The organism is Kurthia sp. ISK08 (assembly GCF_046159805.1).
GTDB lineage: Bacteria > Bacillota > Bacilli > Bacillales_A > Planococcaceae > Kurthia > Kurthia gibsonii.
This window is the reverse complement of the sequence record NZ_JBJXHL010000003.1, coordinates 207743-222488: the sequence shown is the minus strand read 5'-3', so window position 1 is coordinate 222488 and position 14746 is coordinate 207743. Positions and strand designations below refer to the sequence as shown.

Sequence of the window (14746 nt, the reverse complement as noted above, 5' to 3'; positions counted from 1 at the left end):
CATCATACCCCGAACATATGTACAGAATCAATCTTTTGAAATAATATTACTTTAATAAAAGTGGTAACGCTTTAAAGTTTGTCACAACTTCGTCTGCCATATGTAATTCCTGCTGCTGTGCAAAGTCAAATGCTACACCAATTGCTTTAAAGTGATTTTTGTGTGCTGCTTCAAAATCTGAAAGTCGATCCCCAATAACAGCTCCTTCTTCCAATTGCTGTTCTCGAATAATACGCGCTACTAAATCTGCTTTATTCCCTGATGACTCGACATCAATACTGTATACGGCTTGAAAATATCTTTGTAACTGATACGTATCAACAATGGCTTGTAAATAAGCTGTTTGACCGTTACTTGCAATAAATAGCGGATCTACTTTTGATAATTTACTCAACACATCTTCTACACCGTCATATAAAGCTCCTTGTCGATTCTGAATACAACGAATTAATGCATGCTGAAAAAAATCATTACTTACTTGGTGTTGAGATTCCGTATGTAATGGACAGAGCGTTCTCCATACTTCTGGTAAAGGTACACCCATAATCGCTTCATAACGTTCTAATGGCGTCTCTCCTTCCCATAACCCTTTGTCACGTAACATTTGAAAAGTTTCTTCTAGTGCGGGTGCTAAAATTAAGTTCGTTTGAAACAATGTACCATCCATATCGAAAATATACCCTCTCATATAACCACTCCTTTTCATTACACATATTTTACCATAATAAAAAACAACTCCCCTCTGGAAGTTGCCTTTTCTGGAACATATGTATGTCCCGTTTGGAATTCATTCCCCTCTGTGAATTACCTTCCAATCTATTTCAAAACATTGTACACGATGGAGCTAGCAAAAGTTTCTCCCTCTGGCATCCCTTTTGGTGAAATGGTGCGACATTTCCCATGAATCGCGTTCCCCTCTGTGAACAGACGCTCCATGTCTTACTTATAACAATGTTTTGGCATGTTGAATTTGTTTTGTTACTTGTTCAAAGCCTGTGCCGCCTAATGAATGACGACGTTTTACTGCGGCAACAGGTGCTAATACATCATAGACATCTGCTTCAAGCAATGTACTTTCTTTTTGCATCTCCTCTAATGGCAGATCCAGTAGATAAATGCCTTTTTGAATACATGTAAACACTAACTTTCCTGTTACTTCATGTGCTTCACGGAATGGCATCCCCTTCGTTGCTAGATAATCTGCTAATTCTGTCGCATTTGAGAAGTCATTATGAACTGCTTTGTGTAGCACTTCTTCATTGACAACCATCGTGCGAACCATGCCTTCAAAGATTTTTAACGAGCCAACGACTGTATGAAGTGTATCAAACATACCTTCTTTATCTTCTTGCATATCTTTGTTATATGCAAGTGGAATACCTTTTAATACGGTTAATAACCCCATTAGATTACCGTATGTACGTCCTGCTTTACCACGAATCAATTCTGCCATATCTGGATTCTTCTTTTGTGGCATAATACTTGAACCAGTTGAGAATGCATCATCTAATTCAATAAACTTGAACTCATCTGTCGACCAGATGATGATTTCTTCTGCAAAACGTGATAAGTGCGCCATTAGCAGTGAACTATTTGATAAGAATTCTACGATGAAATCACGATCACTTACTGCATCAATTGAATTTTGATATACAGCTGAGAAGCCCATTAATTCGGCACTTAATTCACGATCAATCGGGAAAGTTGTACCTGCTAATGCACCCGCACCAAGTGGCGATACGTCAATACGTTTCATTGATTCCGTAAAACGTTGTTGGTCGCGCTCTAGCATCCAGAAATACGTCATCAAGTGATGTGCGAATGAGATTGGTTGTGCACGTTGTAAATGCGTGTAACCTGGCGCAATTGTATCAATATGCGTTTCTGCTTGTTCTACAATCGCTTGTTGCAATTTCTTAATCAGTGCAATCACTTCTGTGACACGCTTCTTTAAGAATAGATGCATATCTGTTGCAACTTGGTCATTTCGACTACGACCTGTATGGAGTTTACCTCCAACAGGACCGATTAAGTCGATGAGCATTTTTTCAAGATTTAAATGAATATCTTCGTGTTCCACTTTGAATTCAAGGTCTTGATTTTCTGCTTTTTCTTGTAATGTGTGTAGACCTTTTAAGATGGCATCTACTTCATCTGCTTGTAAAATACCGCATTTACCAAGCATCGTTACGTGAGCGATACTGCCTTCAAGATCCTCTGTAACTAGTTGTTGGTCGAAACCAATCGATGCACCAAATTCGTCTACCCATGCTTCAGCCGATTTTTGAAAACGACCGCCCCATGCTTTGCTACTCATTATGCTTTACCTACTTTTTTACCGTTAACGATTGCATTAACTTTTGTTGGAAGGCCCCATAATTCGATGAAACCAACTGCTGAATTGTGGTTGAACTCATCGTCTTTTGTATACGTTGCAAGTTTTTCATCATATAGTGAGTTCGGTGATTTACGTCCTTCAACTACTGCATGACCTTTGAATAAACGTACACGAACTGTACCGTTTACATATTGTTGTGTATCTTTAATGAACGCTTGGATTGAGTTACGTAATGGTGAGAACCATAAACCGTTATAGATTAGCTCTGTTAATTGTTTTTCAACAACTGGTTTGAAATGCGCTAATTCTTTTACAAGTGTTAAATCTTCTAATTCTTTATGTGCAACAAGTAGTGTGTGCGCACCAGGAATTTCATAAACTTCACGTGATTTAATCCCTACAAGACGGTTTTCAATGTGGTCGATACGTCCAACACCATGTTTACCAGCTAATTCATTTAATTTTAAAATCATATCTGCTAATTTGTATGATACGCCGTCTAATTTTGTTGGTACACCTTGTTCAAACTCGATTTCGATTACGTCTGCTACGTCTGGTGCATCTTCAATTTCAACTGTTAAATCATATGCATCTTTTGGTGGTTTTGCCCATGGATCTTCTAAAATACCACATTCATTTGCGCGACCCCATAAGTTTTGGTCGATTGAGAATGGTGAGTCTAAGTTGATTGGAATTGGAATATTGCGGTCTTTTGCATATTCGATTTCCTCTTCACGACTCCAGCCCCATTCACGAACAGGTGCTAATACTTCTAAATCTGGGTTTAAAGCGTTGAATGCAACTTCAAAACGAACTTGGTCATTCCCTTTACCAGTACAACCATGTGCCACTGCTGTTGCGCCTGTTTGTTCTGCGATTTCAACTAATTTTTTCGCGATTAACGGACGCGATAATGCTGATACTAATGGATATTTTTGCTCATACCATGTATGTGCTTGTAAAGACATTAATGCGAAATCTTCTGCAAATTCGTCTTTTGCATCGATTACGTATGATTCAACTGCACCAACTTTTAATGCTTTTTCTTGAATATGTTTTAAATCTTTTCCTTCACCTACGTCTAAGCAACAAGCGACTACTTCATAACCTTGTTCTTGTAACCATGTAATTGCAACAGATGTATCTAAACCGCCTGAATAAGCGAGTACGACTTTTTTCATTTTTATTTCCTCCGATTCGTGTTGTGTATGTTTATACGTTTTTATTTTATATTTATGCACTTATCATAGCATGGTATTTTTATGAATGCAAGTGTATTTTCATGTATTTTGTATTTGTTTTTAAAAAAGGTTTAAAAGCCTTTTAAACATTGACTTTCAAACCTTTTTTATCTCTATTCTTTTTATGCATATTTTGTGTTTATTCATGCATATTTGCATTTTTCTATGCAAAATGACGTGATTCAATCACTTCTATTAAACTTTTTTCAAGCGAGCGTAATTCTTTATATAGAAAGTATAGCGATACATTCGGTAGTGGAAAGCTTTGAAAATCGTAAATATTCAACCTTCCCTCCATCATATCTTTTCGTAAAATGAGTTTTGGTAAAAAAGAGATTCCTAACCCATCACGAATAAACTTCTTCACCGCATATGAATGCGATAACTGAATTTGTTTACACGATGGATAATGGCGCGCCACTTCTTTTTGAATGTAAGCAAAGTTCGTTGGATCATGTCCTGTGAAAAGAGGATATTGTTGAAACAATTCATGTTCTTCAATAAATACGCCCGTCTCATCGTCATATTGATCGAGTGGATAAGCGAGTTGTAATGGGCTCTCCACAAATAGATGACTACGCACACGTTTTGATCCAGGCTGTACTAAACCAATCGCTAGTTGAATATCTCCTGCTTCTATTAACTGTTCCATCTTCTCCGACTCTTCAATCGTAATCGAAATTTCATACTCAGGATGTGTACTAATAAATTCATATAAAATATTTGGCAAAATCGTTTCCACCATCATCGGTGTAATGGCAATCTGACACTTCTCAATGACACCCTTTTGTTGCAGAGCAAATGTTTGCAAACTCTCATCCCACTGCTGCTTCATCTTTTTCGCCTGTACTAAAAATAATTTCCCCGACTCTGTTAATGTTACGCGATTATTTTCACGCTTGAATAATGTCGTATTCAAAGCATCTTCTAACTGTTTAATATGCACCGTAATACTCGGTTGCGATAAGTTTAATTGCTCCGATGCCATTCGGAAATTTTTATACTTGGCTGCAACGAGAAATGTTTCAATCCAACGATATTCCACTTCACACACCTCTTTACTATTTTTAATTAAAACATTTAAATATATTTAATTTTATTAATCATTCTTTTATTTTACTATAAAAGTAGTAAAAATAATCGGAGGGAAGCTTATGACAAGAAATTTGAAAGGGATTTTTGAACAATTTGCCCAGCAAGAGTGTCACAATTCGAGTCCATTATATGAACAATTGTCTTATGCGATTGCACAAGATGAAGCGATTTTGCGCATTGCTGCCCAAATTCCAAAAGAACAACCCATTCCGAATTTGCTCTTTGCCTCTGTTCAATATTTATTGATGACACAAGAACATCCACTGCGTGCATTCTATCCACGTTTTACGGATTTTGTACAATCACCGATGGAAGCGTTCCCACATTTTAAAGATTTTGTCTTAACACATACACAAGAACTTGCTTATCTTTTTGCAACAAAGCGAGTTCAAACAAATGAAGTAAGACGTTGTGCTTACTTGTATCCAATGCTTTGTGATATTTTCGAACAACATAAAAAACCGCTCGCACTCATCGAAGTTGGCACAAGCGCTGGTTTACAGCTTGGTATCGACCATTATCAATTCCGTTATGGCGATACAACAGTTGGCGATCAAACGAGTTCACTGACATTACAAAGTGATAACCGCGGAGAATCTTTACCAAAAAGTATTGCCAAACCTTTTGAAGTGGCGACACGAATTGGTATCGACTTACGTACAATGAATGTAAACGAGGAAGAAGATTTAGATTGGTTGAAAGCACTCATTTGGCCTGAACATACTGACCGTCTACAATTACTCAATCAAGCTGTGCATATTACACGTGAATTACCGATTCAATTAGTGGATGGTGATGCAACGAAGAAATTACAACGCATTGCAACGCAAGTACCTGAAGAAGAAATGCTTGTCATATTCCATACATATGTAGCGAATCAATTCTCACCTGAAGCGAAGATGAATTTGATGCAGTCACTTATTGCGATTAGTAAAACACGCCCTGTTTATCATATTTACAATAATTTATATGATGAACAACTACACCAAGATTTCTTACACGAACACCAAATCGAAGAAATTCGTCGTATCGACCAAGCGGAGAGCCACGCACGCTGGTTCAAGTGGAAGAATTAAATATAGTCATTTAAAACATAGAAACCCCCGTATGATTTTGACATCATACGGGGGTTGTTTATGTTGGTTAGGTTCTGCTTCGAAAAAAACAATCATTCCACACGTATATGAAACGCATACCAAGCGTCGCCATCTGATATGTTTTTTTCTTTTTGATTCGCCCAATCTGCTTGAAGAATATAGAAGTACGTACCTTTTTCTTTTGGGGCAGTAACGCGCATGTTTTTAAAGTTCGTGATGTTTATTGGTTGATCTTTTTTCACTTGTTCAAGTGCTACTTCATCTGGCTGGCGTTTTAAGTCGATTTGAATCGCTAGTTCGGCTTCTGGTTGCACAACAATCGGCTGTTTTCCGTTCAATAGTTCTTCAGGGCCCGCTTTATCTGCACATTCGCCACTACCTGTTGCACCGCCTTGCCAGCAATATGAACCAAGCTCTGTATCATAGTTTTCTCCGTCTACTTCTACTGTCACTTTCGGTGGATTACTGCCGAGCTCTGTATTGTTCGAACAACCAGTAAGTAATAAAATGGCCACACATAGCATCATATACTTTTTCATGTACACACCTCTTTTGTTTAATTTTACCAAAAAGAGTATAAAAAGCAATGTAGCTTATTTTTTATTAAAAAAAGGTTTGCCAATCGTTTCGACAATAGACGGTGCAAGTGCATAGAGTTTACTCGAGATCCCCATATACCACGGGATATTACATTCTCTTTTTTTCGTACCAATCGTTTGAATCGTCTTTTTTGCGACTTCTTCAGCTGATAATAGCACGCTCCCCATCTTTTGTCGGTATGTATTCGTCGCATCTGCATGGTCTAAAAACGGACTATCAATCGGACCTGGGTGAATAACCGTAATCACTTTATTCGGTTGTTCCAGTCGTAATGCATTCGTATAACCAATGAGTGCAAATTTTGTCGCTGCATAGACAGAAGCTTTCGGTGTGGCAACCTTCCCTGCTTGCGAACCGATAAAGATGAACTGCTCTTTTACAATCGGTAGTAACTCTTTTGTTAACTTCATCGGTGCTGTGACATTGAGTGCAATCATCGCATCTATGTCTTCATCGGCCATTTCCTGTGCATATGAGAATGTACCAACACCTGCATTTAAAATCGCTACATCCACTTCTGGTACATTTTGAATGAGGTGCTTACGTTGGTGGTCATCTGTTAAATCTGCCGGAATAATATGCGCTCCTTGTTGTTGCCATTCATTTAAAATCGCTTCATTTCGCCCTGTCAGCCATAATTCATGCGATGTATGAATTAATTGTTTTGCGATTTCATAACCTACACCAGACGTTGCACCTGTAATAAAAATTCGTTTAGGCGCGTACATAATGTAATACTCCTCGTTCGTCACTCGTTTCAACAATATGACCGAGTGATTGTAAATAATCGACCTGTCCAACTGTATGCGACAATGTTAGACCGAGTTCCGTTTCATATTTTGTTGGGAAAATTTTCGCAGACAATTCATAAACTGTAATCGGACCTAATTCCTCAATGATTTGTAATACTTTTAATGCACGTCGATGTTGACGTTCCAATCGTTCTTCAATCAGTGCATGTGCATCTAAAATCGGCGCACCATGCCCACTGTGTACAATTTCTACAGGTAAATCCAATACTTTTTTCAGTGATGCATTATATTGAAGAAGCGATTTCGCACGTGGATTATTCGGCATTAATGGTGGTTCAATGAGTGGATTCGATACCGTATGCGAAATCAACAAGTCGCCACCTAACAATTGTTTTGTATCTTCATGCCAATAAGCTAGATGTGACTGCGCATGTCCCAATGTTTCAATCGCATACAACCCTTTATGACCAGGTACTTCGTCGCCTTCTTTTAAAATACGTGTTAGCGGTCTTGTCCCCATCATATGCGGTCGTCTCGTCATACGCTTTGGCCACTCAAAAAATTTTTCAGGCACACCTTCAATTTGTAGTTGATGCATATAAAAATCATAGTGCGAATCGATAAAGACAGGATCACGACGCAACCAGGCATCATTATAAATATGCCCCATAATTTCAGCATTTGGAAAAGCATCCGTCCATCCGATATGGTCGGGATGATGATGCGTTAAAATTACTTGTTCAATATCTTCTAAACGATAGCCCTCTTGCTTTAGTCCTACTCGAATCGCCTCAAGTGCTTCGTCTGTTTTTGTACCTACGTCTACAATGGATAATGCATCACCCTTTAATAAATGGCAATTCACACTTCCAACGGCGAAGGGTGTTGGTGTTTCAATTCTTTTTATCATGTGACAATCTCCTCTCACTTCATACTGAATGGTTATTCATATGATTATACTGAAATCTTGAATGGTTGTCATCTACCAATGACAGTTGACAACCTCTTGTAAAGAAACTATAATCACTTTTATATACTAATGCATTGATGAAGAATAGTATAGCAGTCATCCCTTGCGAAAAGAGAGTGTGATCACCGGCTGAGAGTCACATGGCAAAATGAGCTAGAACCTACTTCTGAGCAGTTCTGAAAACAGAACCGTATACTCTGCGATAAAGAGTCTGAGCGTACTCTATTTTTAGAGTAAAACAAGGTGGTACCGCGGAATCCAAGCATTTTCGTCCTTTTTTCATAGAAGGATGGAGAATGCTTTTTTATTTTTATTATTTTAGAGGAGGCGACATGTATGCAAACAATTGTATTCGCAGGTGCAGGTTCAATGGCAGAAGCAATTATTCAAGGATGGGTTAAAGAGGGGGTTGTAGTCCCGCCAGCCATTCATGTAATGAACAAGTCGAATGAAGAAAAACTCGCGAAGCTCGCGAACAGCTATGGTGTACAAGTTGTTTCAGACCGTCGCGCGATTTTAACCAAAGCAGATTGTGTTATTTTAGCGATGAAACCAAAAGATGTGATGGCAGGGATGAACGATTTAGCCCCGTATTTACGAGAAGATACAGCCGTATTATCCGTTGTCGCAGGTACGAGTATTGAGACGATTCAAAGTGTTTTAGGTAACCGCCCTGTTGTACGCGTCATGCCAAATACATCGGCAACAATCGGTATGAGTGCGAGCGGTATGGCTTTTAGTGAAGAAGTATCGGATGAGTTGAAAGCTACGTTTAAAAAGATGTTAGAAGCGATTGGACTTGTGATTGAGGTGAAAGAGGAAGAACTTCATGCGATTACAGCACTTTCAGGTAGCGGCCCTGCTTATTTATATTACTTGGTCGAAGCATTCGAACAAGCAGGAATGAAATACGGTTTAGAGCAAGGCACAATTCGCTCACTCGCTGTTCAAACGATTGCAGGTGCTGCGGAAATGTTAAAACAGTCCGATGAAGAACCAACTGAACTACGACGTAAAGTAACAAGCCCAGGTGGTACAACAGCAGCTGGTATTCAAGCACTTGAAAATCACCACTTCAAACAAGCTATTGAAGCTTGTATTGATGAAGCTACAAAACGCTCGATTGAATTAGCAGCGGAATAAGAAAAGGACTTTAGCAGATTAATTTGTGCTAAAGTCCTCTTTATTAGGCTCTACAATAAATAACGTTGGTAAAGAGCTAGAAATCCTCGTATTTTTAAACATCGTACATTTTATTTATAAATACTATAACAAGTAACTTCTATACTTTTTAATCTAGTTCAGCAAGCTTTTTGAAAGTGTTTTATCTCCTATACCTTTACCCTCTGTTAAGAAAATAACTTTAAACAATCCAACCTTTCTATCTAGCGAAAACATTCTATAGCAAAAAGAAACGATAATAGCAACTTAAGTTCACATAGTTATTTTTCACATTAGATGGACGTGTGGGCGTGACTTCTGCGGGAACAGCACGAGCGGAATATCCATGTTGGCGATTCATCGCCAACATGAGATGAAGCCGTGCCCGCGAAAAGCATCGCCCAAAACGAATATCCTAATACAACTTAAAAAGCCTCAGCATATAAAATACTGAAGCTTTCTTATTTTTATTCATCCTTCTTTTTGCTCTGCCACATAGCTATTCAATACGTCTTCCACAAACTGAAGATGTGTCGTCATCGCTTCGTTTGCTTGGTCGATATTTTGTGATTCAATCGCATTAAAGATATGTAAATGTTGCGCATTCAATGTTTCAAATGTCGCTTGTTCATCATATAAACAGATGAGACGTGTATCATGAATGACTTCGCTCATGACATCATTCACTGTTTTAAAAAGAGATTGTAACATCTCATTATGTGTTGCTTTCGCAATCGCATAGTGGAACGCTAAATCAGCTTGTTCTGCAATTTTCGGTTGATCTGTATGATCATACATCTCTTGTAAATGCCCTTTTAATGCAGCTAAATCTTCCATCGTCCGATTTTCTGCGGCACTTTTCACCATACCTACTTCTAATACACGACGGACTTCTAGCAGTTCTGCAATATCTTTTTTCGTCATGAGTAATGCAGATGCAAGCGGTATTCCTAGTGTACGTCCATCAAAATTTTTAACGAAGGTCCCCTCACCTTGTTTCATCTCGATTAAGCCCATCGCACGCAATGCCGTTAATGCCTCGCGAATCGTTGAACGCCCTACATCAAACTGACGACTTAATTCTTCTACCGAATCTAGACGGTCTCCTGGCAATAGTTCCCCAGATTTAATTAATGCCATTAATTGTTCCGCAACTTCTTCGTAGATTTTTTTACGTTGTACGATCTTAATTCCCATTAACCCCACCTCTTGTCCTCATTTTAGCATATTTCATCTCGCTTCTTCCTGCTTTTTCTACTCAACACGTATTTTAATTTCTGTTACGTAATTTTCTAATTCTGAAACAGCTGTTTCTTCAAACACATACTCCTCATACGCATCGCTCGCTAATCGCATTTGTTGATCTCGTACATATTGCTGGATACGCTCATAGGTTGTATGTTTTTTCGATTCTTCCCCAATATGATAGGCAACTACGTAGAACCCCTTTTCCTTCACATGAATTGGCACTTGACGTTTGGTCGGCGCGATTTTCGTGTATAAATTGACATAGTTCTCGTAATCCTCGTTTTCAATTTCTTCTCTTTGCAAAATCGCTCCAATTGGATAGCCAATATCTAATTCTTCATTATAAACAAACTCAATCAAGTCAGAAATCGCATGTAAGAAGGCTTTATCATCCGTATTCTTAACATCTGCACTAATGAAAAAGCGCTCTTCTTCCTCGGGTTGAATACGAATTGTTGTAAAATCTGTCGCCATTCCTTCTTTTGTAATCGCCAATTTTGTATCAACAATGCGCTCCAACTGCTTCAAATGCTTCATTTTTTGTTGTAGCTCACGCTTTTTTTCTTCAAATAATGTCACAAACTGCTCTGGTGATTTCGTTGCTAAAAACTGTTTAATCTCCTTCAATGGCATATTCAATTCTTTTAATAATTCGATGACACTAAAAACATCGAATTGTTGATATGAATAGTAACGATAACCATTATCGAGCTTCACTTCTGGTTTTAATAACCCAATTTCATCATAGTGAAATAATGTTTGTTTTCGCACATTACATAAACGGGCAAATTCGCCTGTTGTAAAAAAACCTTTTAATTTTTCTCTTTCCATCTACATTTCCCCCTTGACTATACGGTAACCATATACTTTAGCATTATAACTACGAAAGGAATTGATATCGTGACAACCGCAACACAGCAAGATCCAATGGCGCTTAAACTTCAAACAAGCCCACCTAAAAAACTCTTTTTATCTTATTTATTCCCATCGCTTCTCGGCATGTTACTCATGGCAAGTAATATTCTCGTCGATGGCATCTTCGTCAGTCATGGCGTTGGTGAACAGGCACTTGCCGGTGTGAATATTGCCACACCGATTTTCTCTATTTTATTAGCTGTATCGCTCTGGATTGGTATGGGTGGTGCAACCTTATTCTCCATCGCGCTTGGCGAAAATAAAATTCAAAAAGCACATGCCATCTTTACACGCTCATTTTTATTAACGATTCTAATTGTAGGTATTCTAATCGGTATTGGCTTATGGAAACTTAAAGCAGTCGCTTATCTTTTTGGTGCAAGTGAAGTAACCTATCCGTATGTACGTGATTATCTATGGGTCATTCTCATTTTCGGTTTTGTCTTTGTACTTGAAAATATTTTAAGTATTTTCATTCGAAATGACGGGAATCCGAAATTAGCTATGACAGGTTTAGGTGTCACAGCCGTTTTAAATGTCGTACTTAATTATTTCTTTATTTTCGTTTGGCAATGGGGTGTATCTGGTGCCGCATATGCGACTGGTATTGCCACACTGATTGGTCTATGTATTCTATTACTTCACTTCCGTACACCCGCAAACCATCTACACTTTATAAAACCTACTCGTTCACTACGTGGTATGCTTGATATTTTAAAAATCGGTTTACCAAGTTATGTCGTCGAGATGAGTTTTGCTATCATCGTTGTGATGTATAATCTTACTTTCCTTCATTATACAGGAGAAGTGGGTGTCACAGCATTTGCGATCATCAATTATTTACATGCGGTCTTTTTAATGATTTTCATTGCAGTGGGTGCTTCGATTCAACCACTCGTGAGTTATCATTACGGTGCGCGCCTTTATGGTCGTTTAAAATCGTTTTTATTACTTGGGATTTTAACTGCGACCATTATTGGTGTACTCTTACTCATCATCGGGATTTTCGGAAAGTCCTTACTCATTGAACTATTTGGTGTTGATGATCCAACTGTTGTCGCCTTTACAGAGAAAGGGATTCTTCTTTACTTCACAGGTTATATTTTCTTAGGCTTCAACTTAGTGATCGCAGAATATTTCCAAGCGATTAAGCGTATTCGCCTTTCTGTATTAATTGTACTGAGTAGAAGTATTCTACTCTTTATGCCATTACTTATTTTACTACCAATGGCATTGCCGAGCATTACAATCTGGCTTGCTTTCCCGATTGCTGAAGGATTAACTTGTATCATTTTATTAATCTGTATGAAATGGGTACCAAAAGCAAATCCAATACCAAAATAAAAATGAGAGGTCGCCTAAGCTAGCGACTTCTCATTTTTTCTTGTTTCTACGGGTATGCGTTTTTGTACGCGCTCATTATGTGAGCTAACCATTGCTACATGGCTAGCAGTTGGTTCGATGTGTAGTTTCGCACCATTCACTGCATTAACAGCATCTTGGAAACAGCCGACTAATAGATTTACTTTCCCTTCATACTTAGCAATATCCCCTGCTACAAAAATACCTGGCATATCCGTTTTACCTGTAGCAGTCGAAGCAATGGCATGGTCGATTCGTTCAAGCGGAATCGATACGTCATATTGTAATGTTTGATCTAAATCAAAGCCATGACTGACAATCATATGATCAACGGAGATAATTTTTTCACCTGCTGCTTGTTCAATCGTTACATTTTCTATACAATTCGTATTTTCATTAGCATGGACTTGTGTAATCTGTGTTTGCGTATGAACTGTAGCATGCTTCATCACTTGCTCCACTTGTGCTTCATGAGCAGATAAGTTTTCACCGCGGTAGACAACATGAATTTCTTTGGCAATACCATGTAATTCATTTGCCCAGTCAACAGCTGTGTTACCGCCACCTGAAATGAGTACTACTTGATCGCGGAACTGTTCAAACTCACGTACAACATAATGCATATTTTGCACATCTTCTTTTGGAACACCTGCTACTTGTAACTTCTGTGGTTGAATAATTCCACCACCTACTGCGACAATGACCGAGCGACTCATATGTGTTCCTTTATTTGTTTCAATATGGAATGTTCCATCTAGTTGATCTACAATACGTTCTACCTTCGTTTCCACATGGACTGTTGGATGAAACGTTAGACCTTGTTCAATGAGTTGCTTAATGAAAGCATCACCTGTTATTGGGGGCTGACCACCGATATCCCAAATCTTCTTTTCAGGGAATAGACGCACTTTACCACCTAATTCAGATTGGAACTCAATTATTTTTGTTTTCATATTACGTAGTCCGGCATAAAATGCGGCATATAAACCTGCTGGTCCTCCGCCAATAATCGTTACATCATATATCTCTGTCATGTTCATCTGCTCCTTTACATTGTTGTCCATGCGACGATTTGTTTTCTTCTGTAAGTTGAAGGTGCATAACCTGTTTGTTTTTTAAATACACGACTAAAATAGAAACAATCATCATATCCTACACGCTCTGCTACTTCTGCAATGGATAAATCCACACGTTCTAGTAATTCTTTCGCTTTTGAAATGCGATACGCTGTAATATACGCGTTCGGTGATAACCCTGTATGTTTTTCAAATAAATAAGCGAGGCGACGACGCTCAATTTGAAATTTCTCTGCAATTTTTGTGACATTGATTTTCTCGCGATAGTATTGTTGAATATAAGCAACGATGGACTCCATCACATCTACCGTCGATTGAAGCTGTTGATCACGTACACCTTCCATACAGCGTTCGATGAGTTGGAAAAAGAGCGTGCGACGTTGAAGTGCTGCCATCGCTCCTGGTAGCGCCTGCATATCCAATAATCGAACGGCATCTTCTAAATAAATTGTGGTATCTGATACGCGCAGCACGAAAGCATCATCATATAAATCATCATCGGATCGAATTGCTACTTGATACTGTGCAACGATAAATTGTACATCTTGTTCACCACAATTTTCAATATGAAGTGTTTCACGTTCGTGAATATGTAAAATACGACCTGGTGTAATAAAGAATTTCTCACGACCACTGTGCACCCAGGCTTTTCCGCTTACTGGGAAGATAAATGCACTCGATTGTGTATGAATATGTGTTAATTTATGTTCAGCTAAAATATGTTCTTGAAAGACATTCGTTAAAGAAACAGCTGCTTTTGCAAAGTATGCTGTTACATGCATCATTGTTAAATCCATCGACATAACCTCCATAACTAATACATTCATTATAAATGATAATGATTATCAATTTCAAGTTTAATTGATAAAAATTCTCAATTAATGTGAAAAA

Annotated in this window: 14 protein-coding genes and 1 other annotated feature; of the genes, 3 read left to right on the top strand and 11 right to left on the bottom strand. The window is 38.3% G+C overall.

The window, feature by feature from the left end; all coding sequences use genetic code 11:
* Positions 1-46 precede the first annotated feature (46 nt).
* The 4 genes from ACKVQX_RS07715 to ACKVQX_RS07700 all read right to left on the bottom strand — a co-directional run bounded on the left by ACKVQX_RS07715 (position 47) and on the right by ACKVQX_RS07700 (position 4624).
* Positions 47-688, bottom strand: coding sequence for an HAD hydrolase-like protein (locus ACKVQX_RS07715; RefSeq protein WP_068453668.1), 642 nt, complete (start codon positions 686-688; stop codon positions 47-49).
* 255 nt (positions 689-943) lie between these two features.
* Entirely contained in the window at positions 944-2317 is a 1374-nt protein-coding gene (gene argH, locus ACKVQX_RS07710; protein ID WP_068453669.1) for an argininosuccinate lyase, read from the bottom strand.
* Positions 2317-3519, bottom strand: a complete 1203-nt coding sequence (locus ACKVQX_RS07705; RefSeq protein ID WP_068453671.1) for an argininosuccinate synthase — start codon at positions 3517-3519, stop codon at positions 2317-2319. The genes argH and ACKVQX_RS07705 overlap by 1 nt, the downstream gene beginning before the upstream one ends.
* A gap of 223 nt (positions 3520-3742) precedes the next feature.
* Entirely contained in the window at positions 3743-4624 is an 882-nt protein-coding gene (locus ACKVQX_RS07700) for a LysR family transcriptional regulator (protein WP_068453673.1), read from the bottom strand.
* A 109-nt stretch (positions 4625-4733) separates the two neighbouring features.
* Here ACKVQX_RS07700 and ACKVQX_RS07695 point away from each other — a divergent pair, with 109 nt between their 5' ends.
* Positions 4734-5750, top strand: a complete 1017-nt coding sequence (locus ACKVQX_RS07695) for a DUF2332 domain-containing protein (RefSeq protein ID WP_068453674.1) — start codon at positions 4734-4736, stop codon at positions 5748-5750.
* Between the two features lie 92 nt (positions 5751-5842).
* On the opposite strand, the gene ACKVQX_RS07690 is transcribed toward ACKVQX_RS07695, so the two are convergent.
* The 3 genes from ACKVQX_RS07690 to ACKVQX_RS07680 are packed head-to-tail and all read right to left on the bottom strand — an operon-like array spanning position 5843 to position 8033.
* On the bottom strand, positions 5843-6310 hold the full coding sequence (locus ACKVQX_RS07690) for a hypothetical protein (RefSeq protein WP_068453676.1): 468 nt from the start codon (positions 6308-6310) through the stop codon (positions 5843-5845).
* A gap of 54 nt (positions 6311-6364) precedes the next feature.
* A complete protein-coding gene (locus tag ACKVQX_RS07685; protein WP_068453678.1) occupies positions 6365-7099 on the bottom strand; it encodes an SDR family oxidoreductase in 735 nt (244 codons plus the stop codon).
* The gene (locus ACKVQX_RS07680; RefSeq protein ID WP_068453680.1) at positions 7086-8033 is read right to left on the bottom strand and encodes an MBL fold metallo-hydrolase; all 948 of its coding nucleotides are present in this window, start codon (positions 8031-8033) and stop codon (positions 7086-7088) included. The genes ACKVQX_RS07685 and ACKVQX_RS07680 overlap by 14 nt, the downstream gene beginning before the upstream one ends.
* A 125-nt stretch (positions 8034-8158) precedes the next feature.
* Positions 8159-8372, top strand: a binding site (T-box leader).
* Between the two features lie 57 nt (positions 8373-8429).
* Between ACKVQX_RS07680 and proC the strand changes: the two genes are divergently transcribed.
* Positions 8430-9236 (top strand): pyrroline-5-carboxylate reductase, encoded by an 807-nt coding sequence (proC, locus tag ACKVQX_RS07675; protein WP_068453682.1) that lies wholly within the window; start codon positions 8430-8432, stop codon positions 9234-9236.
* A 489-nt stretch (positions 9237-9725) separates the two neighbouring features.
* Here the strand turns inward: proC and ACKVQX_RS07670 are convergent, their stop codons facing one another.
* Positions 9726-10451: a FadR/GntR family transcriptional regulator gene (locus tag ACKVQX_RS07670; RefSeq protein WP_068453684.1), complete on the bottom strand. Its 726-nt coding sequence runs from the start codon at positions 10449-10451 to the stop codon at positions 9726-9728.
* Between the two features lie 57 nt (positions 10452-10508).
* On the bottom strand, positions 10509-11333 hold the full coding sequence (locus ACKVQX_RS07665; RefSeq protein WP_068453685.1) for a MerR family transcriptional regulator: 825 nt from the start codon (positions 11331-11333) through the stop codon (positions 10509-10511).
* A gap of 69 nt (positions 11334-11402) precedes the next feature.
* Here ACKVQX_RS07665 and ACKVQX_RS07660 point away from each other — a divergent pair, with 69 nt between their 5' ends.
* Positions 11403-12761 (top strand): MATE family efflux transporter, encoded by a 1359-nt coding sequence (locus ACKVQX_RS07660; protein ID WP_231726942.1) that lies wholly within the window; start codon positions 11403-11405, stop codon positions 12759-12761.
* A 14-nt stretch (positions 12762-12775) separates the two neighbouring features.
* On the opposite strand, the gene ACKVQX_RS07655 is transcribed toward ACKVQX_RS07660, so the two are convergent.
* A complete protein-coding gene (locus ACKVQX_RS07655; protein WP_068453687.1) occupies positions 12776-13819 on the bottom strand; it encodes an NAD(P)/FAD-dependent oxidoreductase in 1044 nt (347 codons plus the stop codon).
* Between the two features lie 8 nt (positions 13820-13827).
* Positions 13828-14652 (bottom strand): AraC family transcriptional regulator, encoded by an 825-nt coding sequence (locus tag ACKVQX_RS07650; RefSeq protein ID WP_068453689.1) that lies wholly within the window; start codon positions 14650-14652, stop codon positions 13828-13830.
* Positions 14653-14746 lie beyond the last annotated feature (94 nt).